This window comes from Streptomyces sp. NPDC024698, from assembly GCF_055559015.1.
The window spans coordinates 126,603-152,305 of record NZ_JBVHLK010000019.1; the positions used below are offsets into that span (position 1 = coordinate 126,603).

At 72.6% G+C, this 25,703-nt stretch carries 22 protein-coding genes; 10 read left to right on the forward strand and 12 right to left on the reverse strand.

Going from position 1 to position 25,703, the window contains the following annotated elements; genetic code table 11:
• Positions 1-89: 89 nt before the first annotated feature.
• Together ACZ4AA_RS30730 and ACZ4AA_RS30735 are read right to left on the reverse strand one after the other, a co-directional pair.
• Entirely contained in the window at positions 90-893 is an 804-nt protein-coding gene (locus ACZ4AA_RS30730) for a VOC family protein (RefSeq protein WP_467609928.1), read from the reverse strand.
• A 243-nt stretch (positions 894-1,136) separates the two neighbouring features.
• Entirely contained in the window at positions 1,137-1,352 is a 216-nt protein-coding gene (locus ACZ4AA_RS30735) for a DUF4177 domain-containing protein (protein ID WP_261706275.1), read from the reverse strand.
• A gap of 218 nt (positions 1,353-1,570) precedes the next feature.
• On the opposite strand from ACZ4AA_RS30735, the gene ACZ4AA_RS30740 reads away from it, so the two are divergent.
• The 4 genes from ACZ4AA_RS30740 (at position 1,571) to ACZ4AA_RS30755 (ending at position 5,802) form a co-directional block, all read left to right on the forward strand.
• Positions 1,571-2,212: a DUF6629 family protein gene (locus ACZ4AA_RS30740; RefSeq protein WP_467609931.1), complete on the forward strand. Its 642-nt coding sequence runs from the start codon at positions 1,571-1,573 to the stop codon at positions 2,210-2,212.
• A gap of 111 nt (positions 2,213-2,323) precedes the next feature.
• On the forward strand, positions 2,324-3,106 hold the full coding sequence (locus ACZ4AA_RS30745; RefSeq protein ID WP_467609933.1) for a L,D-transpeptidase family protein: 783 nt from the start codon (positions 2,324-2,326) through the stop codon (positions 3,104-3,106).
• Between the two features lie 126 nt (positions 3,107-3,232).
• Positions 3,233-3,934 (forward strand): response regulator transcription factor, encoded by a 702-nt coding sequence (locus ACZ4AA_RS30750; RefSeq protein ID WP_467609935.1) that lies wholly within the window; start codon positions 3,233-3,235, stop codon positions 3,932-3,934.
• Positions 3,931-5,802 carry an ATP-binding protein gene (locus ACZ4AA_RS30755; RefSeq protein WP_467609937.1) on the forward strand — a complete coding sequence of 624 codons (1,872 nt, stop codon included), beginning with the start codon at positions 3,931-3,933 and terminating at the stop codon, positions 5,800-5,802. The genes ACZ4AA_RS30750 and ACZ4AA_RS30755 overlap by 4 nt, the downstream gene beginning before the upstream one ends.
• Positions 5,803-5,813: 11 nt before the next feature.
• Here ACZ4AA_RS30755 and ACZ4AA_RS30760 read toward each other — a convergent pair whose 3' ends face one another.
• Entirely contained in the window at positions 5,814-7,715 is a 1,902-nt protein-coding gene (locus ACZ4AA_RS30760; protein WP_467609939.1) for an AMP-dependent synthetase/ligase, read from the reverse strand.
• A gap of 351 nt (positions 7,716-8,066) precedes the next feature.
• Between ACZ4AA_RS30760 and sthA the strand changes: the two genes are divergently transcribed.
• The 4 genes from sthA (at position 8,067) to ACZ4AA_RS30780 (ending at position 13,049) form a co-directional block, all read left to right on the forward strand.
• Positions 8,067-9,470 carry a Si-specific NAD(P)(+) transhydrogenase gene (gene sthA, locus ACZ4AA_RS30765; protein WP_467609941.1) on the forward strand — a complete coding sequence of 468 codons (1,404 nt, stop codon included), beginning with the start codon at positions 8,067-8,069 and terminating at the stop codon, positions 9,468-9,470.
• 239 nt (positions 9,471-9,709) lie between these two features.
• Positions 9,710-10,651: an NADP-dependent oxidoreductase gene (locus ACZ4AA_RS30770; protein ID WP_467609943.1), complete on the forward strand. Its 942-nt coding sequence runs from the start codon at positions 9,710-9,712 to the stop codon at positions 10,649-10,651.
• A 155-nt stretch (positions 10,652-10,806) separates the two neighbouring features.
• Positions 10,807-11,664: an AAA family ATPase gene (locus tag ACZ4AA_RS30775; protein ID WP_467609992.1), complete on the forward strand. Its 858-nt coding sequence runs from the start codon at positions 10,807-10,809 to the stop codon at positions 11,662-11,664.
• Complete coding sequence (locus ACZ4AA_RS30780) at positions 11,661-13,049, forward strand: VWA domain-containing protein (RefSeq protein ID WP_467609945.1); 1,389 nt, start codon at positions 11,661-11,663, stop codon at positions 13,047-13,049. The genes ACZ4AA_RS30775 and ACZ4AA_RS30780 overlap by 4 nt, the downstream gene beginning before the upstream one ends.
• Positions 13,050-13,109: 60 nt before the next feature.
• Here ACZ4AA_RS30780 and ACZ4AA_RS30785 read toward each other — a convergent pair whose 3' ends face one another.
• The 9 genes from ACZ4AA_RS30785 to ACZ4AA_RS30825 all read right to left on the reverse strand — a co-directional run bounded on the left by ACZ4AA_RS30785 (position 13,110) and on the right by ACZ4AA_RS30825 (position 22,970).
• The gene (locus ACZ4AA_RS30785; RefSeq protein ID WP_467609947.1) at positions 13,110-14,081 is read right to left on the reverse strand and encodes an alpha/beta hydrolase; all 972 of its coding nucleotides are present in this window, start codon (positions 14,079-14,081) and stop codon (positions 13,110-13,112) included.
• Between the two features lie 166 nt (positions 14,082-14,247).
• On the reverse strand, positions 14,248-16,110 hold the full coding sequence (locus ACZ4AA_RS30790) for a M1 family metallopeptidase (protein ID WP_467609949.1): 1,863 nt from the start codon (positions 16,108-16,110) through the stop codon (positions 14,248-14,250).
• A gap of 300 nt (positions 16,111-16,410) precedes the next feature.
• A complete protein-coding gene (locus ACZ4AA_RS30795; protein ID WP_467609951.1) occupies positions 16,411-17,073 on the reverse strand; it encodes a spherulation-specific family 4 protein in 663 nt (220 codons plus the stop codon).
• Positions 17,070-17,999: an NAD-dependent epimerase/dehydratase family protein gene (locus ACZ4AA_RS30800; protein WP_467609953.1), complete on the reverse strand. Its 930-nt coding sequence runs from the start codon at positions 17,997-17,999 to the stop codon at positions 17,070-17,072. The genes ACZ4AA_RS30795 and ACZ4AA_RS30800 overlap by 4 nt, the downstream gene beginning before the upstream one ends.
• A 7-nt stretch (positions 18,000-18,006) precedes the next feature.
• Positions 18,007-18,720, reverse strand: a complete 714-nt coding sequence (locus ACZ4AA_RS30805) for a sugar phosphate nucleotidyltransferase (protein WP_467609955.1) — start codon at positions 18,718-18,720, stop codon at positions 18,007-18,009.
• Positions 18,721-18,755: 35 nt separating this feature from the next.
• Positions 18,756-19,757: a GDP-mannose 4,6-dehydratase gene (locus ACZ4AA_RS30810; RefSeq protein WP_467609957.1), complete on the reverse strand. Its 1,002-nt coding sequence runs from the start codon at positions 19,755-19,757 to the stop codon at positions 18,756-18,758.
• Between the two features lie 97 nt (positions 19,758-19,854).
• Positions 19,855-21,228: a hypothetical protein gene (locus ACZ4AA_RS30815; protein ID WP_467609959.1), complete on the reverse strand. Its 1,374-nt coding sequence runs from the start codon at positions 21,226-21,228 to the stop codon at positions 19,855-19,857.
• Positions 21,225-22,763: a GT4 family glycosyltransferase PelF gene (gene pelF / locus ACZ4AA_RS30820; RefSeq protein WP_467609961.1), complete on the reverse strand. Its 1,539-nt coding sequence runs from the start codon at positions 22,761-22,763 to the stop codon at positions 21,225-21,227. Before pelF ends, ACZ4AA_RS30815 begins: the two co-directional genes overlap by 4 nt.
• A gap of 84 nt (positions 22,764-22,847) precedes the next feature.
• On the reverse strand, positions 22,848-22,970 hold the full coding sequence (locus tag ACZ4AA_RS30825; protein WP_467609963.1) for a hypothetical protein: 123 nt from the start codon (positions 22,968-22,970) through the stop codon (positions 22,848-22,850).
• Positions 22,971-23,466: 496 nt separating this feature from the next.
• Between ACZ4AA_RS30825 and ACZ4AA_RS30830 the strand changes: the two genes are divergently transcribed.
• Both ACZ4AA_RS30830 and ACZ4AA_RS30835 read left to right on the forward strand, forming a co-directional pair.
• Entirely contained in the window at positions 23,467-23,814 is a 348-nt protein-coding gene (locus ACZ4AA_RS30830) for a PRC-barrel domain containing protein (protein ID WP_467609965.1), read from the forward strand.
• Positions 23,815-24,349: 535 nt separating this feature from the next.
• Positions 24,350-25,597 (forward strand): NAD(P)/FAD-dependent oxidoreductase, encoded by a 1,248-nt coding sequence (locus tag ACZ4AA_RS30835; RefSeq protein WP_467609968.1) that lies wholly within the window; start codon positions 24,350-24,352, stop codon positions 25,595-25,597.
• Positions 25,598-25,703 lie beyond the last annotated feature (106 nt).

Consider the following 25,703-nt stretch of genomic DNA (forward strand, 5'->3'; position numbering starts at 1 on the left):
TCCTCCATTGGAGCCCGAACGGCGTAATCCGTCGCGTCGTGGGCCGGACCGGTTCGTCCGGGGACGGTCGCGGGCGTTCCCGGACGCCGTCATCCGGCGGTCCGGGCGGTCACGGAGAACCGGGCCCCGTCGGGGTCGATGATGACGGCCTCCATCGAGCCGATGCCCTGCTGATGGGCGGTGCCGCCGTGAGCGCGCGCGGCGCGGACGCAGGCCTCCACGTCGTCGACCGAGAAGTGGATCTGCCAGTGCGGCCGGAGGCCGGGGTCGGGGGCGGCCCCCAGCGCGCCGGAGTGGATCCGGGCCACCACGTCGCCGAAGCTGCGCAGGACGACCTCGTTCTCCTCGTAGTCGACCTCGCAGCAGCCCGGGACCGCGCTCGCCCAGCCCAGCACCTCCCCGTAGAAGATGGCGGCGTCGAAGGCGTCCCGGGTGTGCAGACGGATGAAGCTCGGGGCCGCGTTGCGCCAGCGCTCCCAGCCGGAGACCAGGTCGCCCTCCCAGATCCCGAAGACCGCGCCGTCCCGGTCGGCCAGCAGCGCGGCCCGGCCGGGGGTTAGCGAGATCGGGCCCACGGCGGTCGTGCCGCCGCGCTCCTGGCTGCGGGAGACGGTCTCGTCGGCGGAGGCCACGGCGAAGAAGGCGGTCCAGGCGACCGCGGTCTTCGCCACGAAGTCGACCTCGGCGACCCCGGCGACGGGGACCCCGCCGACGCTGGCGACGCGGTACTGCTCGCCCATCCTGGTGGTCGAGGACCACCGCCAGCCCAGCACCGCGGTGTAGAAGTTCTGGGCGGCCCGCAGGTCGCTGGTGGTGAGACTGACCCAGCAAGGCGCGCCGAACACCGACTGGCTGGTGACGACACCGGTGTGGAGTGTTCCGTCGCTCTTCATCGCCGCCCGTCCTGGCCCGAGTGGTCGGCAGTGGTCTCGCGGGGTCCGGGAACCTCGTCGGGTTCCCGGACATGAGTTCAGCCGTTGGAGGCCCTCCGTGCCGGAAGGCCTCCGACGGCGTCAGCAACACCTGCGGATCCGCTGTCCCATCACGAACAGCATCTCCCGCTTCGGCGCCGCGCGCACCACGCGGCCGTCGGCCGCGTGCGCCACGGGGTGTCGGCCGCCCGAGTCACGGGGCCGTCAGCCGCGCGGCCGCTCCAGGGTGAGCAGGAGGCCCTCCACGGCGCCGGGACCTATGCGGCCCTTGACGTCCGCGGCCGTGATCGCCTTGAGCGCCCACCCGTCCTCGGCGTGCTTGTTCAGTACCTTTTCCAGCTTGTCGCTGTCCAGCGCGTCACCGATGAGTGATTCGCGGAACGTGACGACCTTGTATTCGAAGGTGTACGGGGTGCTCATGGTTGCGGAGCTCTCCTGCGTGTCGGATGGCATGGCCGGCCCCACCCAATCACCCTTGGCGGCCGCGGCACAGGGGCGAACCGGACTTCGGGGAGGTCTTTGTTGAAACTTCATGAAGTGTCGTGCGGGGGAGGCGCCCTGACGGCATGCCGGAAGGGGAGTACGGCGAAGGCGTCGTAGCGTGGACGCGGACGAAGGGAAGCGACGCAGGGGGCGCGATGTGCTGGAGTGCTACGGCCGATCTGGCGGCCGGTGCCGGGATCGCCGCGGTCGGCGCCGCCTGTGTGCTCAGGACCCGGCGCGCTGCGGATCTCCCGCTGGCCGCGCTGCCGTTGCTCCTCGGCGCCCACCAGATCGTCGAGGCCCGGGTCTGGGACACCGGCGGCGGCACGGGACCCGTCACCGTGCTCTGGGCCGTGATCGCCCTTCCGCTGCTCGCCGCGTGGGTACCGGCGGGCGTCCTGTGCGCGGCCCCCGCCCGCACCCGGCGCCGGCTGTTGCTCCCGCTCGCGGCCGGGCTCGTGACCGCGGCCGCGCTCGCCCACTCCCTGGCCGTCCGCCCCGTCAGCGCCGAGATCCGCGGCCACACCATGGGCTATGCCGTCGACCTGCCCCGGCCCGAACTGGTCGTCGTGGGCTACCTGTTCGCCACGGTCGGCGCGCTGCTGCTCTCCGGCGACCGCGGCCTCGTGCTGCTCGGCCTCCTGACCGGGGCGGGAGCGGCGATCTGCTGGTCGCTGTGGGAGCTGGAGTTCGTCTCGACGTGGTGCGCCTGCGCGGCACTCGTCTCGGTGACCCTGCTGGCCTGGGTGAACGCGCGGGTGCCCGTCGCCCCGCCGGAGCGGGTGGATCACACCTGACCCGCTGACCCGTCGATACGGCGGTGACCCGGTGATCCTCCGTATCGCGGGTACGCGGCGAACCGTGAATGACCTGACTAGTTCCTCATATGTGTCGGCCAGGGTCGAGGCATGATCAACTCCGCACACCGTCTCCGGGCGGCGATCCGCCCCGTCTCCTCGCTCCTCGCCGTCTCCTTCCTCCTCGCCGGCTGCGGTGGCGCCCCCGCCGAGAAGCTCGGCGCCGACGGCTCACCGGCACGGCACGGCGAGGCGGCACCGGCGACACAGGGGCCGCCCGCGCCGACCGCCCCGCGCACGCCGGCACCGGGGCGGCCGGCGGGACTGGGCCCCCGGACCCTGGCCGCGATCCCCGCGCGGACCCGTCAGGCCGTCGTGGTGACCGGCCGGGGCCGCAACTCCTCCCGGTCCACCGTGGTGCTGTACGAGCGTACGGAGGCGGGCTGGAGGGCCGGTCCGAGCCGGCCCGCGCACAACGCGCTCAAGGGCTGGACGGACCACCATCGCGCCGGTGACCTGCGCTCTCCCATAGGCGTGTTCACCCTGACGGACGCCGGGGGACTGCGCCCCGACCCCGGCACCCGGCTCCCGTACGACCGCTCGGGCGCCTTCACCTCACCCGGCACGGGCTTCGAGGGCGAGCCGCTGGCCGGCTCCTTCGACTACGTGGTCGCGATCGACTACAACCGCAGGCCCGGCACCACACCCCTGGACTGGACCCGGCCCCTGGGCGCCTCCCGCGGCGGGGGCATCTGGCTGCACGTGGACCACGGAGGCCCCACCCACGGATGCATCGGTCTGCGCGAGGACGACCTGGTGGAGCTGATGCGCGCACTGGACCCCGGCCTGCACCCCGTGGTGGTGATGGGGGACGCGGCCTCGCTCGCCCGCTGAGCCGAGGGCCGCCGACCGCGTCGGACCCCGCCCGCAGCGTCCCCCGGGGTTGTCAGGAAGGTGTCAGGGTGTGGGAAGCCCCTCGCACCGGCCGATCCGAGCCCGCCGGCCCCTACCATCGGCCGCGTGTGCGCATATGTGCTGGTCGCGGAGGACGACGAGAAACAGGCGGAGCTGATACGCCGTTCGCTGCTGGGCGAGGGGCATACGGCGGCCGTGGTCCACGACGGCGCGGCGGCGCTCGACGCGATACGGCGGCACCGGCCCGACCTCGTCGTCCTGGACCTCATGCTCCCGGTGGTCGACGGCTTCGGGGTCTGCCGGGCGCTGCGGGAGGACGACGACGACATCCCCGTTCTCATGCTCACCGCCCGCTCCACCGAGGACGACGTCCTGCTCGGCCTGGAGCTCGGCGCGGACGACTACATGACCAAGCCGTACAGCCCGCGCGAGCTGATGGCCCGTATCCGTACCGTGCTCAGACGCGGCGGACGGCCCGTGGACGCACCGCGGGCCGATCCGGTCGTCAGGGCGGGAGGGATCGCGGTCGACCCGGGACGGCACACGGTCCTGTGCGACGGCTCGCCGGTGGACTGCACCCCGGGCGAGTACGAGATCCTGCTGGCGATGGCCCGCGAACCCGAACGGGTCTTCTCCCGAAGACAGTTGCTGCATCACACCCGGGGTATCGACCGGGCCTCGACCGAGCGGGCCATCGATGTGCACATCATGAACCTGCGCAGGAAGATCGAGGCCGACCCGCGCAGACCCGTGCGTCTGGTCACCGTGTTCGGCGTCGGCTACAAGCTCAGGGGCGACCGGCCGTGAGCCGCGCCCTGCCCCTGCGCAGGAGCCTGCTGGTGCGGCTGCTGATCACCTCCGTCCTCATCGCCCTGTGCTCCGTGGCCGCGACCGCCTGGCTCGCCGTGCAGACCACCACCCGGGCCATCCAGGAGGAGCAGGGCCAGGTGCTCGCCGAGGACATGGACATCCTCCGGCAGCTCAGCGGATACGCGGCCACCCACCCCGACTGGTCCGGTGTCGCAGGGACCCTGCGCGCGCTCTCCCACCGGACCGGACGGCGCATCGCCCTGACCGCGGGCGACCGCACCCCCTTCGCCGACTCCGCCGTCCGCGGGACCTCCCTGCCGCCCCGGGCCGCCGCCACCGTCGACCCGCTGCGCACCGACACCTCCACGGAACCCGGAGCGCAGCTCACCGGCGTCGACCCACGGGCCGTGGGACCGTACCGGCTGACCGGGAACGAGCGGCTGACGGTGGCCAAGCTGGCCGTCGTGCGCCGGCTCTGCTTCGCCCGCAACGGGGTCAGGACCCGTACGGAGGAGACGCCGAGCGGCCGGACCGTGCTGCGCGGCGTCGACGGGACGCTGGACCCCGGATTCGTGCCGGTCGAGTGCGCCGACGGACGGCTCAACACCCCCACCCCGACCGAACAGAAGGCCCTGGACGTCCTGTCGGCGCTCAGCCGGGCCTGCCTGGACCGCCACGGGACGCACCTCGGCCACCCCCTCGCGCTGCCGCTGGAGGCCGTGAACGCGACGACCCCGCTTCCGTACCTGACGGGCAAGAGGCAGGCCGACGACGACGGTCCCCTCGCGCGGACGGTGAACGCCTGCGTCGCCGAGGCGCGGCGCACGCAGCTCGACCCCTATGTCGCCCCCGCCGCCCAGCTCTTCCTCGGCACGGGGGACCGGCCGGTTCCGCGCTTCGACATGTCCGCCGCCAACAAGGCCGAGGTGGCCGGCGTCGCCGGACTCGTCCTCGCCCTCACGGTGGCCGTGACCGCGCTGGTCGCCACCCGGCTGGTACGGCCCCTGCGCGCACTGACCCAGGCCGCGCGGCAGCCTCCGGAGCGCCATGTACGCGTGCCCGTCACCACCCAGGACGAGACCGGCATCCTGGCGCTCGCCTTCAACGAACTGACCGAGCGGCGTGAGCGCATGGAGGAGCAGCGCAAGGCGATGGTCAGCGACATCGCGCACGAACTGCGCACTCCGCTCACCAACATCCGCGGCTGGCTGGAGGTGGCCCGCGACGGCCTGGTGGAACCCGACCCGGAACTCCTGTCCTCCCTGCACGAGGAGGCCGTAATCCTGCAACGGGTCATCGACGACCTCCAGGACCTCGCGGCGGCCGACGCGGGCACGCTGCGGCTGCACCGCGAGGAGGTGCGCGCCGACGAACTCCTCGACCAGGTCGCGGCCGCACACCGGGTCGGCGCCGAGGCCGCCGGTGTCCGGCTGCTGACCGAGGCGGCCGGTGCGACCCGGCTGGACGCGGACCCCGTACGGATGCGTCAGGCGCTCGGCAACCTGGTGTCCAACGCGATCCGCCACACCCCGGCCGAGGGCACCGTCACCCTCCGCGCGCACCGCGAGGAGGACGAGGCCGTGTTCACGGTGGCCGACACCGGAAGCGGGATCGCCGCCGCCGATCTGGCCGACGTCTTCGAACGGTTCTGGCGGGCGGAGAAGTCCCGCAGCCGGCGCACCGGCGGCAGCGGGCTCGGCCTCGCCATCGTCCGGCACCTGGTCGCGGCCCACGGCGGAACCGTCTCCGTCACCAGCGAGACCGGCACCGGGTCGGTCTTCACCCTGCGGCTCCCCGCCGCGCGGACGCCCGCGGGGCCCGCGCCCGCCGGCCCCGCCGTCCGGCCCGGGACGACGGGGTCATGAGGGCCCCCGAGTCAGCCGAAGACGTTGTCGGAGTCGTCCAGGATCGACGGGTCGCCGATGGCCGCCTCCCGCGGAACGCGCGACGAGGTCTGGTACATGGCCTCGATCTCGGCCGCGTACCGCTGGGCGATCGCGTCCCGGCGCAGCTTCAGCGAAGGCGTCAGCAGTCCGTTGGACAGGTCGAAGGGCTCCGGCAGGACCCTGAAGACGCGGATGGACTCGGAGCGGGAGACGGTGCTGTTGGCCGCCGCGACCGCGCGCCTGACCTCCTCGCGCAGCTCGTTCTCCTCCCGCGCGTCCCGGGCGGGCGACTCCCCCTTGGCCCGGGCGGCGCGCCAGTGCGACACGAACTCCGGGTCCAGGGTGATCAGGGCACCCACACAGGGCCTGTTGTCGCCCACGACGGCCGCCTGATGGATGAGCGGATGGACCCGCAGCCGCTCCTCCAGAGCCGCGGGGGCAACGCTCTTGCCCCCGCTGGTGATGATGATGTCCTTCTTGCGGCCGGTGATGGTCAGATACCCCTCGGAGTCGACCCGGCCGATGTCCCCGGTCGCCAGCCAGCCGTTGCGGAAAGAGGCCGCGGTCGCCGCCGGGTCGTTGATGTAGCCCTGGAAGACGGAGGGCCCCCACACGAGGATCTCCCCGTCCTCCGACACCTGGACCTCCGTGCCGGGCAGCGGCTGTCCGACCGTGCCGAACTTCTCCCGGCCGACCGGCTGGGCGGTGATCCCCCCGCTCGTCTCGGTGAGCCCGTAGCCGTCGTGGATGAAGATGCCGATTCCCGCGAAGAACAGGGCCAGTTCACGGTTCAGCGGCGAACCGCCCGACACCGCGCCGCAGACCCGCCCGCCGAGCGCGGCGCGCAGCCGTCTGTACACGGTCTTCTCGTACAGGGAGTGCTGGAGCCGCAGGTCGAAACCGGGGCCGGGACCGGTGCCGAGCCGCTGCTGTTCCTCGGCCAGCGCGAAGTCCCGTGCCGTGCGCACGGCACGCTCGAACAGCACGCCGCGGCCCGCTCGTTGGGAGGCCCGCACGAAGTTCTTGTAGATCCTCTCGAAGACGGACGGGACGGCGTACAGATAGGTCGGACGGAACGAGAGCATGGCCTCGGAAAGGGTCTCCTCCCGCAGGTCGGGCTCGTGTCCCATCAGGATGCCGCCGCGCAGGCAGATGCCCTGGATCATCAGCCCGTAGGCGTGCGAGAAGGGCAGGAAGGCGAGCACGGCCGGCTGTGTGCCCGGGGGAGCGGCCGTCTGCCGCCAGCCCTGGAGCAGCGTGTCGCAGGGGCTCGCCAGGCTGCGGTGCGTCAGGGCGCAGCCCTTGGGCTGTCCCGTCGTGCCGGAGGTGTACGCGACGACCGCGGTGGAGTCGGCCAGCACGATCCGGCGCAGTGAGTCGACCGCGGTCGCGGGTATCGTCCGGCCGCGCTCCACCAGCTGGGCCATCGCCCCGTTGTCCAACTGCCAGACATGGCGCAGGAACGGGAGCGTGGCGCAGGCCGAGCCCACCGTCATGATGCCCTGTTCGTCCTCGACGACCACGCCCACGCAGCGCGCGTCCTGAAGGATCCACGCCACCTGGTCGTGGGAGGACGTCGGGTAGACCGGCACGATCTCGGCGCCCACCGACCACAGGGCATAGCTGAGCACGGTCCACTCGTAGCGGGTGCGCGCCATGATGGCCACCCGGTCGCCGGGACGGATGCCGGACCGCATGAACCCCCGTGCCACGTCCACGACTTCGTCCCACAGCTCGGCCGCCGTCACCGGGATCCAGTCACCGGTGCGACCCTCGGCGCGGCGCGCGACCTGCGGCAGATCGGGCGTGTTGAGTGCCGCTTCGCGAAGGCTGTCGGCAAGTCCCCCCTGCGTGCGCGTAGTTGGCGGTGCAGAAAGGTGGGACTGATGCATTCGCCGCTCCGGAGTTCTCCTCGACGCGACCTCACCCCCGGAGGCGCCGATGCCAAGGATCCCCGAATGTAGCCCACCCGGACGCGGCCCGTGCCCTATTCCCGGATGCGTTCGCCCACCGCTGAGCCGGTGCTGCCGGGCACGGAGTTCGGCCGGCGACGACGCGGTCGGCCGGGGCCGCGACGTTCACACACGCGTATGGCCGGATGCCCGCACCCGAGCATGGCCGGATGCCGGCGCGCTCGCACGGCCGGACGCCGCCGCCGTGGGCCCGCGCTTCATCCGTCACTCGGGTGACCGATCGCCCGTTCACCCTTTCGGTGAGCGGTGCCGGGCTGACAGACTCCGCTGGTGCGCGACTTCGACATGCTCGTCATCGGATCCGGCCCGGGTGGACAGAAAGCCGCGATAGCAGCGGCCAAGCTCGGCCGTCGGGTCGCCGTCATCGACCGCCCCGACATGGTCGGCGGGGTCTCCATCCACACCGGAACCATCCCCTCCAAGACGCTGCGTGAGGCGGTGCTGTATCTCAGCGGCCTCAGCCAGCGGGATCTCTACGGCCAGAGCTACCGTTTGAAGGAGGACATCACCGTCGCCGATCTGACCGCTCGCACCGAGCACGTGGTCAGCCGCGAGGTGGACGTCATCCGCAACCAGCTCTCCCGCAACCACGTCTCCCTGTTCGCCGGCGTCGGCCGGTTCGTGGACGACCACACGGTCGCCCTGACCGAGCCCAACGGCAACGAGAAGCGGCTGAGCGCCGACCACATCGTCATCGCCACGGGCACCCGCCCGGCGCGGCCCGACACCGTCGCGTTCGACGGGCGGACGGTCATGGACTCGGACAACGTCCTGAACCTGGAGCAGGTGCCGCGCTCCATGGTCATCGTCGGCGCCGGGGTGATCGGCATGGAGTACGCCTCCATGTTCGCCGCCCTCGGCTCCAAGATCACGGTGGTCGAGAAGCGGTCCGGCATGCTCGACTTCTGTGACGTCGAGGTGATCGAGTCGCTGAAGTACCACCTGCGCGACCTGGCCGTCACCTTCCGCTTCGGTGAGACCGTCGCCGCCGTGGAGCGCCATGCCCGGGGCACGCTGACGATCCTGGAGAGCGGCAAGAAGATACCCGCCGACGCCGTCATGTACTCGGCGGGCCGGCAGGGCCTCACCGATGAACTCGACCTCGGCAAGGCGGGGTTGTCCGCCGATCGGCGTGGCCGCATCACCGTGGACGAGCACTACCGCACCGAGGTCCCGCACATCTACGCCGTCGGTGACGTCATCGGCTTCCCGGCCCTCGCGGCCACCTCGATGGAACAGGGCCGTACGGCGGCGTACCACGCCTGCGGCGAGCCGGTGAACCGGATGCTCGACCAGCAGCCGATCGGCATCTACACCATTCCCGAGATCAGCTTCATCGGCCGGACCGAGGACCAACTGACCGAGGAGTGCGTGCCGTTCGAGGTGGGCATCTCCCGCTACCGGGAACTGGCCCGGGGGCAGATCATCGGCGACTCGCACGGCATGCTGAAGCTGCTGGTCTCGCCCGAGGACCGCAAGCTCCTCGGCGTCCACTGCTTCGGCACCGGAGCGACCGAACTCATCCACATCGGCCAGTCGGTCATGGGCTGCGGCGGAACGGTCGACTATCTGGTCGACGCCGTCTTCAACTACCCCACACTCGCCGAGTCCTACAAGGTCGCCGCCCTCGACGCCACCAACAAGATCCGGCAGATCGACCGCCTCAGGGACTGAGCGGCGCCCGGGACTTCGCGAAGGGACTGCGCGACACGGTCCCGGCATGGCACCGTGGACACAGGGTCTGGCCCGTCGCTCCCCCCGTGGTGGCGGGTCAGACCTTTGTGCCGCCCGGCTTCGCCCGGCAGGAAAGCCGCCGGTCCCGCAACTATCGTGAGGAACGGTCCGCCGGAGGCCCAGGGCCTCCGGGACCGGGTCCACGGCGGCCGTGTGCCGTCCCGACGAGGAGGCACCGGATGAACGGCACCATGCGCGCGGTACGCGGTCATCGCCGGGGCGGTCCCGAGGAGCTGATCCACGAGGTCGCGCCGAAGCCGGTCCCCGGTCACGGCGACGTGCTGGTCGAGGTGCGGGCGGCCTCGATCACCCCCGGGGAGCTCGACTGGGACGCGACCTGGACCGACGGTTTCGACGACGGCCGCCCGCGCCTGCCGGTCGTGCCGTCCAAGGAGGTCTCCGGTGTCGTGGCCGAGCTCGGCCACGGCGTCAGCGGCCTCAGGCCGGGCGAGGCGGTCTACGGGCTGATCCCCTTCACCCGGGACGGAGCGGCGGCCGAGTACGTGGCCGTTCCCGCGGCGGTCCTCGCCCCGAAGCCGGGGTCGCTCGACCACGAGCGGACGGCCGCGCTGCCGCTCGCGGGCCTGACCGCGTGGCAGGGCCTGGTCACCCATGCCGGCGTCACGCCGGGGCAGCGTGTCCTGGTGCACGGCGGCGCGGGGGGCGTGGGCTCCTTCGTCGTCCAGGTCGCGGCGGCGCTGGGGGCCGAGGTGACGGCCACCGCGGCGGACCGGGACACCGACTTCGTACGGGGCCTGGGCGCGGCCACCGTGATCGACTACGCCGGGCAGTGCTTCGAGGACGAGGTGAAGGACGCGGACGTCGTCTTCGACACCGTCGGCGGGGACGTACAGGCCCGTTCCTGGCAGGTGCTGCGTCCCGGCGGGGTCCTGGTCAGCGTCGTCGCACCGCCGGAACCGCCCGAGGACGCGGACGCCCGAGCGGTGTTCTTCGTGGTCGAGCCGGACCGCGCCGGTCTGGAGGAGCTGAACGCGCTCGTCGAGGCGGGCCGGCTGATCCCGCAGGTCGACCGGATCGTTCCCCTGGAGAGCGCCCCGGGTGCCTACGCGGCCCTCGAACGCGAACACCGACGCGGCAAGATCGTCCTGCGGGTGTCCTAGCGGACAGGCCCAGGGCGGGCAGGACGGGCAGCGCCGTGCCGTGGGGCCCGTCATGGCAGCGCTGTGCCGTGGGGGTCGTCACACGTGACAGCGAGGGTGAACAAGCGCTTAGATAGTGAGCCCGATCTCGTCCGCGCGTGCCGGAGGCCCCGTTGCTGTTCACATCCGTCGACGACGTCTCCACGCGCCTCGCCGACGCGGGCTATCTCGCCTCGCCCGCCGTCGCCACCACGGTCTTCCTGGCCGACCGCCTCGGCAAACCCCTCCTCGTGGAGGGGCCGGCCGGCGTGGGCAAGACCGAACTCGCCAAGGCCGTCGCCGAGGTCGCCGGAGCCCGGCTCGTCCGCCTCCAGTGCTACGAGGGCGTCGACGAGTCACGGGCGCTGTACGAGTGGAACCACGCCAAGCAGCTGCTGCGCATCACCGCCGGCCGGGACGAGACGTGGGACGAGACGCGCACGGACGTCTTCTCCGAGGAGTTCCTGCTGCCGCGTCCGCTGCTCACCGCCATCCGCGGCGACGACCCGAAGGTCCTGCTGATCGACGAGACCGACAAGGCCGACATCGAGGTGGAGGGACTGCTCCTCGAAGTGCTCAGCGACTTCCAGGTCACCGTCCCCGAACTGGGCACGATCACCGCGACCAGCCGCCCCTTCGTGGTCCTCACCTCGAACGCGAGCCGCGAACTGTCCGAGGCCCTGCGCCGCCGCTGCCTCTTCCTGCACATCGGGTTCCCCGACGAGGAGCTGGAGCGCCGGATCGTACGGCTGAAGGTGCCCGGGCTCGACACGGCGCTCACCGAGTCCGTGGTGCGGGTCGTCGGGGCACTGCGGGAGATGGACCTGCGCAAGGTCCCCTCCGTCGCCGAGACCATCGACTGGGCCCGCACGCTGCTCGCACTGGGCGCGGGCACCCTCGACGAACACGTCGTACGGGACACCCTCGGCGTGATCCTCAAGCATCAGGACGACGTGACGAAGGCGGCGGCCAAGCTCGACCTGGGCGCCGTGTGAACGCCGTGGCACCGGCGGACGGGGGCGCGCCGGCGGACGGTGTCGCGGACCGGCTCACGGGACTCGTCGGCGCGCTGCGCTCGCACGGCGTGCGGATCGGCACCGGCGAGACGGTGGACGCCGCGCGGGCGGTGGAGGCGCTCGGCTTCACCGACCGTGCCCTGCTGCGCGAGGGGCTGGCCGCCACGCTCCTGCACAACCCGGGCCAGCGCCGGGTGTTCGACCCCGTCTTCGACGTCTACTTCCCGTACGGCGTCGGGGGACCGGACGGGCCGGCGCCCGCCGACCGGGACGATCTGCGCGATCGGCTCGCCGCCGCCCTGGCCGCCGACGACCAGGCGCTCATGGGTCAGTTGGCGATCGAGGCCGTCGACGGTTTCGGCGGCTACGGGGGGACGACGGCGACGGACGGCTGGTCGTCGTACCAGACGCTCGACCGGCTGCGGCCGCAGACACTGCTGGCCCGGGTGCGGGACGCCGTCCGCGCGGGCGGCGGTGCGGCGGGGTTCACCGACCGTCTCCTGGAGGACGAGATCCGGCGGCGCGTCGAGGTGTTCAGGCGGCAGGTCGCGACGGAGGCGAGGCGCCGGGTGGCCGAGCGGCGGAGCCGCGACGAGATCGCCCGGCGCGCGATCGCCCCGACCGCCGACCGCGTCGACTTCCTGTTCGCCGGCCGCGACCGGCTCGCCGAACTGCGCAAGGCCGTACAGCCGCTCGCGCGCAAGCTGGCCACGCGGCTCGCCGCGCGCCGCCGCAGGGCCCGGCGCGGCACCGTCGATCTGCGCCGGACCCTGCGCGGATCGCTGTCCACGGGCGGTGTGCCGATGCGCCCCGTGCTGCGCAGACGCCGTCCCGTGCGGCCCGAACTGGTGCTGCTGTGCGATGTGTCGGGGTCGGTGTCGGGCTTCTCGGACTTCACCATGCTGCTGGTCCAGGCCCTGCACGACCAGTTCAGCAAGGTGCGCGTGTTCGCCTTCGTCAACCGGGTCGACGAGGTGACCGGGCTGATCGGGCCCGGTGCCGCCGACCCCGAGGGGCTGAGCGCCCGGATCCGCGCCGAGGCGGAGATCACCGGCTGGCACGGCAGCAGCGACTACGGCGTCGCGCTCGGCGAGTTCGCCGAGCGGTACACCGGCGCGGTCGGCTCTCGTACGACCGTCTTCGTGCTCGGTGACGCCCGGACGAACATGAGTGACCCCAATCTGCCCGCCGTCCGGCAGCTGACCCGGCAGGCCCGCCGGGTCTACTGGCTGAACCCCGAGGGGCGCTCGCAGTGGGGCACGGGCGACTCGGCCGCCCTCGCCTACGCCGAGCTCGTGGAGATGCACGAGTGCCGCAACGCCCAGCAGCTCAGCGCGCTGATCGGCCGCCTGCTGCCCGTCTGAACGGCGGCGGACCCGGCGGCTGCCGGCCGTCACCGCCTCGCGTCCTCGGCGTGCGCGCCCTCACGGGGCCAGCAGCCTGCGCAGCCAGTCGATCCGGGCCGCACGGGCGGTCCGGGCGAGCACGGTGTGCGGGGCGAAGGCGTCGAAGCCGTGGAAGCCGCCGGGCCACACATGCAGTTCGGCGACCCCGCCGGCCCGCCAGATGCGGGCCGCGTAGTCGACGACCTCGTCCCGGAACGTCTCCGCGGAACCGACGTCGAGGAAGGCGGGGGGCAGCCCGGACAGGTCCGAGGCCCGAGCGGGTGCGGCGTGCGCGGACACGTCGGGGCCGCCCCGGGCAGCGCCCAGCACGGCGGTCCAGGCGGTCTCGTTGGCCGTACGGTCCCAGGCGCCGACGCCCGCCATCTGGTGCGCGGACGGCGAGTCGTTGCGGTCGTCGAGCATCGGATACATCAGCACCTGCCCGAGCGCCCGGGGTCCCCCACGGTCCCGGGAGAGCAGGGCGAGCGCCGCGGTGAGGCCACCGCCCGCACTGGCGCCCGCGATCACGATCCGCTCCGGATCGCCGCCGAGCTCGCCGGCGTGCCGGGCCGTCCACAGCAGACCGGCGTAGACGTCCTCCACCCCTGCCGGGTAAGGGTGTTCGGGGGCCAGCCGGTACTCCACGGACACCACGACCGCGTCCAGTTCCCTCGCCCATTCCAGGACGACCTCCACCCCGGCCCGGTTGGTGCCGAGGACCATGCCCCCGCCGTGGGAGTGGTAGATCACCGGGCGCGGCCCGTGCTCGGCCGGCGCCACGGGCGTGATGACGAGCAGCGAGATGTCGGGAGCGTCCCGGGGTCCTGGCACCGTCAGATCCGTGGTCGTGAAGGCGCCACCGTCGGTGAGGTCGTACGCGGGGACGGCGGCCGCTTGTACGCCGCGCAGGGCGGCGATGTCCGCCAGGGTCGGCCCGGACGGCTCGGAGGGCCCGACCGCGGCGAGGGCGGCGGCCAGTTCGGGGTCGAACGGGGGCGGTTCCAACAGCATGACGTCTCCTCGCGAGCCCGGCGGCTCCCTGATCCCATGATCGGGTGCCGTGCTCCCGGACCGGGAGCCGCCGTACGGCGGAACCTGCCCGCGACTCGGCCGGGCATGCGCGTCGCGGTGACGCCCGAAGGCGCCACCGCGACGGACAGCCAACCGGTGATGCGGGTCAGCCGACGATGCGGTGGGTCGTCCAGAACGACGTCAGGTCCGTGGTCGTGGCGGCCTGGGCGGCCGCCTTGAACTCGGCTGTGGTCGACACGCCGTACCAGTGCGAAGTGGCGTAGCTCTTCAGCAGGTTGGCCATCACGGTGTCGCCGAGTACACGCCGCAGGTCGTGCAGGGCGCACTTGCCGTAGGTGTAGACGACGGTGGAGTAGCGGGAGGAGTGCGCGTCCCAGTACGCCATGGAGTTGGTGATGTTCTCCGCCGAGGAGGCCCAGGAGACGTTGTTCCAGCAGTTGGTGCCGCTGATGTTCTGCGCCAGGTCGGTGGCGTAGTCGGTGAACGCCTCGTCGAGCCACGGGCTGTTGTACTCGTCGTCACCGACGATCCCGTAGAACCACTGGTGCCCGATCTCGTGGGTCAGTGCCGTGGTGCTGACCAGGTCGAGGACGAACCCGGGGTACTCCATGCCGCCGAACCAGTAGTTGTTGTCGATGACGGCGTCCAGCTCGCCGTACGGGTACGCGCCGAAGCGCCCGGCGTGGGCGTCGACGGCGGACTTGGCGGTGGTGAGCATCGACTGCGCGCTGGAGGAACTGATGCCCGTCACGGAGTAGATGTTGATCGCGGTGCCGGCGGGGGAGGTGCCGGAGATCTTGGTGAACGGACCGGCGGCCCAGGCGAAGTCGCGGACCTTGGAGGCCGTGGCCGTGGTGACCGTGCGGCCGCTCGATCCGGCGGTGTCCACCGAGGTGCCGGTGGCCGGGACGAGGAGGCTCGTCGGGTGGTCGAGCGTCACCTTGAAGTCGGCGGCAAGGGAGTAGAAGGACTCGCCGTTGTTGGTGTACGGGTCCAGGTGCCAGCCGGAGCCGTCCTTGACCGCGAGCACGGGCAGCGCGTTGCCGATGTTGACGAACGCCCCGTCGTAGCCGAAGCGGTCGGCGCCGCTGGGCACGGTGATGGCCAGGTCGAAGCCGATCGTCGCGCTCTGGCCCTGCGCCAGCGGCGAGGACAGGCTGATCTGGAGCGCGGTGCAGGCCACCGAGAGCGAACCGGCGGTGCCGCCCGTGACGTTGCTGACGGTGATGGGCATCGCGGAGCAGGTGCCGTGGTAGTTGTCCCACAGCCTCAGATACACCTCGCTGAGCGAGGTGGAGGAGGCGTTGGTGAAGGTCACGCTCTCGTGACCGCTCCAGCCGGTCCCGCTCGTGTTGCTGGTCAGGCTGACCGTGTAACCGGGGGCGGAGGGCGTACGGGTGGAGTCGGCCGGCGGGGTCGTGCCGCCGGAGGTGTTCAGGGCGAGGTCGTCGAGGACGAAGCTCGTCTGGAGGCTGGAGTCCTCCGTGCCGGTGAAGGCGACGGTGACGGTCTGGCCGGCGAACGCCGAGACGTCGAACGTCTTCTGGGCGTACCCGGACGCCTTGTTGAGGTTCGAGTAGGTCGCCAGGGTCGTGCTGCCGATCTTCGCCGTCAGCTTGTCGTAGGCCGTGGACGAGGTCGTCTCCGCCGTGTCGATGTGCAGCCAGAAGGTGAGGCTGGCACTGCTGCACCCGGACGGGATCGTGACGCTCTGCGAGAGCGTGTCGGTGTGGGTGCCGCCGGTGCCGTCCAGCCAGGCGAAGCTGGTGCCGCCGTGGGCGCTCTGGCCCGTGCGGCTGGTGATGACGCTGGTCGAGGACTGCGTCCAGGGCGAAGTGCCGCTCTCGAAGCCGCCGTTGGTCACCACCTGGGCGGGTGTGCAGGCGGCCGCGGCGGCCGGTGCCGTGCCCGGCGAGGCTGCCGCGGGGGTGCCGGGGAGCGAGACTGCGGCCAGGGCGGCGACCGTGAGGACGCGCGCCGCCAGGGCCTTGAGGGGGGTCGGTCTCACACGAAACTCCTTTGAGGCGGCCGGGATTCCGGCCTGCTCGGTGGCCGCCCGGGACGACTGGGGTGCGCCGCTGGGTGGCCGCGGGCCGCGCGCGGGTGCGCGTGGTCGCTTGGTGAGATTTCCGTGCCGTCACCCTGGGGTCAGGGCGACGGCACCGGAAAGCCTCGCAGATTTGACCGAGACATGCCATCACTCCGGTGAAGGAGACCGGGCGGCCGTACCGGTGTTGCCGCACGGGAGCCCGGGGGGTGCCAAGCGGACCCCCGGGCTCCCGTACGGCCGGCCCGTCAGGTGGGCCGCTCAGGACCCCCGCTCGCTCAGGGCGGGAGTCAACCTGGCCCAGGGGTTCGGGAGTTCACCCGTCACCGGCCCGGCCACCGCCGCACCGCGGTCACGCGCGGTGCGGACGGCCAGCGGGACGAGCGCCTCGGGGACGCCGTAGACGAGATGACAGAACAGCTCGGGCGGGTGCCGCGCGGTCCACACCGGTCTGCTGAACGCCGACACATAGGTGGACCAATGCCCCTCGAACGTCACGATCAGATCGGCGAAGCGCGCGTACCCCGGCGCCGGATGGACGCCCATGTTCAGCACGACCGGAGCGGCACCTAGCCGGCGCAGGCCCTGCACCAGCCGCCGGCAGCCGGGCAGCGCCGCCGGGGTCGGCGCCACCCGGTCCAGGAAACACCCCTGCGTCCCGTACCACTCCCGGTGCCGCTGGACCTCGTGCGCGATGACGTCCGGATCACGCGCCCCGTAGTCCGTGTCGACATAGCCGAGCAGCCGGGCACCCGCCGAGCGCAGCGCGTCCGTGGCCGCGGTGAACGCGGGATCCGGGCCCTCGCCCGGCCCGTCGGCCGGGTTGATGACGACGCCGTACGTCCGGTCGGCCGCCCCGATCAGGCGGTGCCAGGCGCCCGGGTCCTCGCCCGGGTGGACGTACAGCGGTATCAGCAGGGTCATGGCGTGCGGTCGCCTTCGGCCCGCGGGAGGGCACCGCCGTCGCCCGTCGCCGCCCAGAGCGCGGCCAGCGAGTCGTCCAGCGTCAGCGCGGGACGCCAGCCGAGTGCCGTCTCGGCCGCGGTGATGTCGGAGCACTGCCACGACACCTCGCCCGAGCGGGCCGAACCGCCGCCGTTCTCCTCGACGCGCCCCCGGAACCCGGCGGCGCACGCCAGGCCGGTCACCAGTTCACGCACCGGCACGGCCTTGCCGCCCCCGATGTTGAGCACCCGCGGCAGCTGCCCGGGCACCGTGGCCGCGGCCACCGCCGCCCGTGCCACATCGCGTACGTCCACGAAGTCGCGGTACGCCGACAGATCGCCGAGCCGGATCACCGCGTCCGGGTCGCAACCGGCCTCGCGGAGCAGCCCCGCGATCCTGCCCGGCAGTCCCGTGGACGGTGCCCCGGGACCCACCGGGTTGCCCACCCGCAGCACCACCGCGTCGAGCCCTGAGGTGGTGACGGTGACCGTGCCCGCGAGCTTGGTGGCCCCGTACGGAGTGAGGGGACGGGTGGCCGCGGACTCGGTCACGGCGGTGTCCCGGGCGCCGGGACCGTATTCGGCGGCCGACCCCAGATGGATCAGCCGGGCGGCCGGCGCCCCCTCCCGCAGCGCCGCGCAGAGGACTGCGGGACCACGGGAGTTGACCTCGGCGAGCGTCACGGCGTCGCCACCGGTCGCGCCGGCGCAGTTGATGACGGCGTCGGGCGCGGCCGCCGCCAGGGTCGCGGCCAGCCGGTCACGGCGGTCGGTGGCCAGGTCGATGCCGAACTCGGCGGCGGGCGAGCGCCCGCCGCCGAGCACCCGCACACCCGAGAGGGTGCGCAGGTGCCCGGCGACATGGCCGCCCAGATAGCCGGTGAAGCCCAGGACGAGAATGCGCATGCGGTGGTCAGGCTCCCTTGAGCAACAGCGACTTGCGGGTGGTGAATTCGGCGTTGGCCCGGTCGTAGTCGTCCGGGCGGCCGATGTCGAGCCAGTACCCGTCGAACGCGTACGCGTGCGGCTCGTCGCCGCTGCGCAGCAGGTCGAGGACCAGCTCGTCGAAGCCCAGCGGCAGCCCCGGCGTGTAGTTCCCGAGCGTGGAGCGCGACAGGCCGTACACGCCCATGGAGACGCGGTAGTCCACGCTCGGCTTCTCGGTGAACGCGACCACCTTGCGGTCGTCGGTGGTCAGTACGCCGAAGTCGATGCGCACCTCGCGGGCGTATGTCGCGATGGTCAACGGCGCTCCCGCACGGCGGTGTTGGTGCAGGACGTCGCCGAAGTCGAGATCCGTGAGCACGTCGCCGTTCATCACGAGGAACGACTCGGGCAGCCGGTCGAGCATCGTCAGCAGCGGCCCCATCGTGCCGAGTGGGCTGTCCTCGGTGGAGTAGTCGACGGCCAGGCCCCATTGGGAGCCGTCACCGACGTAGGCGCGGATGATCTCGCCCAGATGGCCGATGGCGATGGTGCAGCTGGTGAAGCCGCACGAGGCCAGCTGGCGGAGCACGATCTCGAGGATGGCGTGCTGGTCGCCGATGGGAACGAGCGGCTTGGGCAGGGCGGTGGTGTAGGGCCGCAGCCGGACACCCTTGCCTCCCGCCAGAATCACAGCGTGCATGGTTTTCTTTTCCTTCGTGGGACGTGCTGGACGGGTCAGATGTTGTAGATGCCGGTTTTGTAGCGCGCCAGGTTCGACGGTTCGCGGAAGAACTCGACGGTGCGGGCGAGCCCTTGCTCCAGATCGTGGGCGGGGCTCCAGCCGGTCGCCTCGGTCAGCCGGCTCGCGTCGGCGACCAGCCGCATGACCTCGGAGTTGGCCGGCCGGATGCGCCCCGTGTCCTCGCGCACGTCCAGGGCGGTGTCCATCACCTTGCCGATCAGTGCCACCAGGTCGCCGACCGAGATCTCGCCGCCCGTACCGGCGTTGAGGGTCCGGCCCACGACCCGGTCCGCGGGCGCCGTGCCCACGGCGAGGAACGCCTGCGCGGTGTCCTCGACGAAGGTGAAGTCGCGGGTGGGGCGCAGATCGCCGAGGGTGATGACGCGTTCGCCCGCGGCCACCTGGCCGATGACGGTGGGGATGACCGCGCGCATCGACTGGCGCGGGCCGAAGGTGTTGAACGGGCGCAGGGTCACCACCGGGGTGCCGAAACTCGCGTGGTAGCTGTCGGCCAGCCGGTCGCCGCCCGCCTTCGAAGCGGCGTACGGGGACTGGGTGTTGATGGGGTGGTCCTCGGTGATCGGCACCGTCTGCGCGGTGCCGTAGGTCTCGCTCGTCGAGGTGTGCACGAGTCGCGGTGTGCCGAGCGCGCGCACCGCCTCCAGCACGTTGAGGGTGCCGGTGACGTTGGTGTCCACGTAACTGTGCGGGGCCTGGTAGGAGTACGGGATCGCGATGAGCGCGGCCAAGTGGTAGACGCAGTCGGCGCCTTCGGCCAGGCCGCGGACCGAACCGGGGTCGCGGACGTCGCCCAGGACGATGTCCACCTGGTCCAGGACATCGGGGTGCAGTGTCTCCAGCCAGCCGTACGAGGAGAAGGAGTTGTACTGCGCCATGGCCCTCACGCGATGCCCTGAGGCGACCAGTGCCTCGGTGAGGTGGGAGCCGATGAAACCCTCGGCTCCGGTGACGGCGGCGAGCGGTTGGGTGGTCAACTCGATGGTCCTTCCGGTTGGTTGCTCAGGTGATGGGAGATGCGGACGGAGGCACGGTGGCCCTCCGGACTCGTCCGGGCGGGCTGTGCGGGGTGGTTCAGGCGTGCGGCGCCGGTCGTCCCAGCAGCCGCACGGCGCAGGCCGTGAGACACAGGCAGGCCGTGCCGCAGGACAGCGTCAGGACGACGGGGCCGGGCAGTGCGCGGAGCGTCACGGCGAAGGCGGCGGCGACGGCCGCCGCGAGGCAGACCGCGGCCGGCTGCCAGGCCGCCCCGAAGGCCTGGAGCAGCAGGGCGGTCCACAACGTCGCCGCGAGCAGCAGCAGCGGGGCCGGCTCCGCGCCGGTGAGCAGGGCCGCGGGCAGCAACGGGAGCACGTAGCAGAGCAGACACAGGCCGAGGACGCCCGTGGAGCGCAGCAGGAAGGCGGCCGGGGTCGCGGTCGCCCGCAGCGCGGACACGGACATCCCGCGATACCGGTACAGCAGCCATTCCGCCGGTCCCATGCTCACGGTCAGCACGACCACGGCGTACGGGTGCTGCCGGCCCTCCAGGAACACCAGCACCCCGGCGGAGAGCCCGAACACGCCGTACGGCAGCGACCGCAGCAGCGGTGGACGGGCTCCGCCCGGAACCGGGGAGGCGCCCCGCGCGGCCCGCAGCGTCCAGCCCGCCGCGGCGACCGCGCCGAGCACGGACAGCAGCGGCAGGGCGACGCGCGGCCCGGTCCCGGGATCCCACCAGGGCAGCGCCGCCGCCCCCGCGGCGAGCGGGGCGAGCGCGGCCAGCAGCAGCCGCTCCCCGCCGAGGACGAGCAGCACCCCGGCCGCCGAGAGATACACCGACTGCGCCGCGGCGACCCCGATCGCCGTGCCGGAGCCGGCGAGCAGCGCCCCGCACCCCGTCGCGGCGAGCGCGCCGAGCGGTGCGCCCTTGAGCAGGGTCAGGCCCGCCTCGCGGCGGCCCGTGGCCATGCGCAGATAGGCGCGGTGCCCGAGCGCCTGGCCCCAGGCCCAGGAGGCGAGGCCCGCCACCACCAGGACGTCGAGGTCCCGTCCCGCGTGCCACAGCCCGCCGGTCAGCAGATAGGCGAGGCCCGGCAGGGCGAACAGCGCCCCGCGCAGCCCGCAGCGCACCGGGTCCGGACGCCATGGGTCGCCCGGCCGCGGTGGCTCGGGAAAGGTGCGCGGCACCCGCTCGTACAGCGCGGAGGCGAGCGAGAAGAGGTTCGGATGCCCGTACCGCTCCTGGATGACCTCGGCGGTCAGCCCCTCCGACTCCAGCAGGGCCGCGACCTCGTACGGGTGGACCGCCGGGCCGATGCCCTCCGCCAGTTCGGCGGCGAGCCGGTCGACCGCGTCCCGGTCCGCGCCGCGTCCCGGCGCGGAGCGGGCGGGCGAACGGTCGGCGAGCCGCAGGGACAGGGTGTCGTCCCCGGTGCCGCCCGGTTCGAGCGCCATGGGTCCGCTCATCCGGCCAGGCTCCTCGACCTGGACGCGGACGCCCGGCCACCCGGCACCGCGAGCGGGGTGTCGGCGGGACCGGGATCGCTCGGGACGATCCGGCCGAGCGTCGCCAGTTCCAGGTAGATGGTCCGGAAGGTGTCGACGGTCTGCCGCAGGGTGAACTGTTCGATCACGCGATGCCGGGCGGCCTCGCCCATCGAGGCCCGCCGCCCGGTGTCACCGAGCAGTTCCAGCGCGGCCGCGGCCATGGCGTCCGGATCGCGTGGCGGGACGACGAGACCGCTGTCGCCGACGGCCTCGCGCACCCCGCCCACGTCCGTGGACACGGTCGCCCGCCCGCACGACATGGCCTCGATCAGGGTGAACGGGAAGCCCTCGCTGATGCTGGAGAGCATCACGACGTTGCCCGCCGCGTAGGCGTCCTTGATGTCGTCCACGCGGCCCTCGAAGGTGACCGCGTCGCCCTGGCCCAGCTCGGCGGCCAGGGCCTCGCAGCGCTCGCGGTAGGCCTCGCCGCCGCGCGGGGTGCCGCCGAACAACCTCAGCCGCGCGTCCGGGAGTTGCGCCCGTACGAGCGCGAACGCCCGGATCAGGGTCTCCAGGTCCTTGATCGGGTCGACGCGTCCGGCCCAGCTCAGCGTCGGCCGCTCGGGCTCCGGCCCCGCCGGCGGGAAGGCCGCCGGGTCCACGCCGTTGTAGACCGTGCGGATCGCCGCGGGAGCCGCACCGCCCTGTTCCTCCCACAGCCGGTTGTAGCGGTTGCCGGGGGTGATCAGGGCCGCGCGCCGGTACGTCTCCTCGGCGAGCAGCCGGAAGAAGCCGAGCACCACCGCCTTGACCGGCCAGCGGTACGGGGCGGTGCGGTAGCCGAGGTAGCGCTCGCGCAGATAGACGCCGTGCTCGGTCAGCAGCAGGGGCACGCCGTGCCGTTCGAGGGCGGCCAGGCCCGGGAGCACGGCGACTCCTCCGCTGACCGCGTGCGCCACCCCGTACTCGGGCAGGGGTGCGGTCAGCGGGCGCAGCGCGTGCTCCAGCAGAGCGGTCGCGGTGACGGCGTCGTGCAGGGTCGGCCGGGCCTCGCGCACGGCCAGCCCCGGGCGGTTCCACACCCCGGTCAGCACGCTGATCGCGCGGTCGCCGCGCAGGAAGGCACTCAGGGTGCCGTCCTGCGCGGAGCCCGCCATGGCGTACAGGGCGGTGGCGAACCGGTACTCGGCGCACGGGTCGAGCAGCGCGGTCAGGAACTGTTCGTAGGCGGAGGTGAGTTGCCTGCGGCGCCGCCCGTGCGGCGGGCGGCCCTCGGGCGCGGGCCCCCACATGGGGACCGTGACGACGTCGAGGACCTGCGCGGGGATGTCCCACGCGAGCGGTTCACGTCCGGTGCCGGTCACGGCGATGACGTCGAAGTCGAAGTCGGGCATGCCGTCGACGAGTTGGTCGCACCAGACGCTGACACCGCCGTGACTGTGCGGGTAGGTGCCTTCGGTGAGCAGGGTGACGCGCGTCGTGTTGAGGCTGCGCGCGTCGCGGGGAACGTGCATGGATGTGCTCCACGGCCGAGGTTGGGGTGGTCGGGCCCGTCCCGGCCGCACAGGAGGCGGCCGGGGCTTCGGTCGGGGCGCGGCTCAGTTGTCCGCGCGGTGGGCGGTCCGCCCGGTGACGTCCGCCGGCGGGCGCGTGTCCTGCGAGCCGAACGGGTCGATGTGCACGCCGACGGCGTGCGAGGTCGTGCGAATGGTCCGCTTCATGCGGTGAAAGTCCCCTCCCCGGGCAGGGGTGAGTACGGCTCTCATGGAGCCCGCCACCCCCTGACGTGACGCCACAGCCCCCCTCAGACGTGGTCGTCACACGTTCGTCGCGTCACATAGTGGTGTCTGTGTGGAGCTTTCGTGCGCCTGATGCGAAACGTGACGGAAAAGCGCGTAACTCGAACGAGTGGCCATCAGGGGCCGGTCCAGGGATCGCGGTCGTCACCGTGGGGGGTCGTGCGATTACCCAGTGAAACGTTCCTGTGCTTGTTCCGTCCGGTCCGGGCGGGATCCGGAGCGCGGGGGTCCGCCCGTCATCGGCGCCAGTGGTCCAGACCGCGACGAGATTCCGGCTGGAGCATCGGTTTTCGGCCAGGTCGTGTCCCGGATGTGTGAAGAACCCGGGTCCGCGTCCGGTGCGCGGGTGTCAACGGCCCGGAAGGGGACACCCGTCGGACCTCAGTCGAGTTTCAGCGGACGAGTCGGAGGGATCTTCGTGAACGAGCACCTTTGGGGTTACGGCCCGACCAGCGGACACACGCCCGACGCCGACCTCTCCGGATACCGGGTGGAGGCGGCCGACGGCCACATCGGCAAGGTCGACAAGCACTCGGACGAGGTCGGCTCCCAGTACATCGTCGTCGACACCGGCATCTGGATCTTCGGCAAGGAGGTCCTGCTGCCCGCCGGGACGATCACGGCGATCCGGCACGAGGACAGGACGATCCACGTCGCCCGGACCAAGGACGAGATCAAGGCGGCACCGGAATTCGACAAGGAGAAGCATCTCGGGGATCCGCACTACCGCGACCAGCTGGGCGGGCACTACGGCTCCGGCCACTGACGCGAATCGCCGACCGCCGGTGCCGCCCGCTGTCCGGGCCGCACCGGCGGTTCGCGTTGTGCCGGGGCGCGGGAAGGCGGGCGGCCTGCTGGAGGGGGCGGGGGAATCGAGAGGCCCCGGCTGGAGGGGGCGGGGAAGCGGGGGCCCCGGCTGGACGGGGCGCAGAAAGACAGGGGACCCCGGCTGGACGGGGGAGACCAGCCGGGGCCGTACCTGGTGTGCGGAGGCCGCTCCGCTTCACATACGGGCCAACAGCGGGGCATTCCGATCTATTCCTCCCCCGGAGTTCTGGTGGCCCCAGAGACTCCCGAGCGAGTCACGGGAGTTCCCTCAGCCCCCGGAGAACCGTGCGTGCGACGCGGCCTCCGGACGCGGGAAGCGGTCCACCGGCGTGGCCCCGCATCCGCCCGGCGGACCCGGCGGGAAGATCGGTTCAGGAGGGCGCGTGCGATGACGCGGTGCCGTCGGCCCGTGCCCGGACCACCCACGCGCGCCCGCCGGCGCGCACGGACCGGCTGCTCGGAGGATGGTTCCCATGACCGCGAAGCGCGGTGTGCCCGATGTCCTGATCGTCGGCGGCGGGCTCGCCGGTCTGGCGTGCGCCCGCGACCTCGTCGGGTACGGCCTGCGGGTCCGGCTGGTCGAGGCCTCCGACGAGGTGGGCGGCCGGATGCGTTCCGACCTCCACGAGGGCTTCGTCGTCGACCGCGGCTTCCAGGTCTTCAACACGTCCTATCCGCAGGTCAGACGTCGGATCGCGCTGCGTGACCTGCGGCTGCGGCCCTTCACGCCCGGCGTCCTCGTCCACACGGAGGACGGGCCGCTGCGCTTCGAGGATCCGACCCGCGGCCGGAAGCGGCTGGGCGACCTGCGCCCCGGGCGTCTCGCGGGAACCCGCGACCTGATCGCGCTGGCCGCCCTGTCCGGCCGGGACATGCTCGCCCCCGCCTCCTGGCTCAAGCGCGGCGCGGACCGTACGACACGCACCGCGCTGGCGTCCGCCGGATTCTCCGAGGAGTTCGTCGAGCGGTTCTTCCGGCCCTTCCTGTCCGGGGTCTTCCTGGAGGACGAGCTGGAGACCTCCGGCCGGGTGTTCCATCTCGTCTGGCGCAGCATGCTGCGCGGCACCCTGTGTCTGCCCGCCGCCGGGATCGGGGCCGTGCCGCGTCTGCTGGCCGAGGGGCTGCCCCCGGACGCCGTACGTCTCGGCACCCCCGTCTCCCGGCTCACGGAGGACGGGGTCGAGGTGGACGGCGGGGGCGAACTCGCGGCGCGGGCCGTGGTCGTGGCCACGGGACCGGGGCCGACCGCCCGGCTGCTGCCGGGCCTCGGCCTTCCGGCGTACCGCGTCGTGACGACGTACTACCACGCCGCGCCCCGTTCGCCGCTGGCCGAGCCCGTTCTGCTCACGGACACCAGAAGGCGCTTCCTCAACACCTGCGTCCTGAGCGAGGTGGTCCGCGGCTACGCCCCGGCGGGGATGTCGCTGATCGCCACCTCGGTCCTCGGACACGACCAGGAGGGCGGGGAGGGCTGGCTGCGCGACGCGCTCGCCGAGGTGTACGGGACCGACACCGCGGACTGGGACCTGCTGACCGTCCGTACCGTCCCCGACGCCCTGCCGGCGATGCCGCCCCCGCAGCCGCTGAGCCTGTCCGCCCGGGTGGCCCCGGGTCGCTATGTGTGCGGGGACCACCGTGCAACGGGCTCGGTCCAGGGCGCACTCGCGTCGGGAGCCCGCGCCGCACGCGAGGTCGCGGCCGACCTGGCGCGTCTGGTCTAGGCCCCACACGCCCTAGGTGTATTGATCACGAGCGTTGTTGACACTGGCGGGTCTTGAACATGGCGAAGACCTCCGATGTGGTGGAGCTGTCTAGGACTGCACCGCA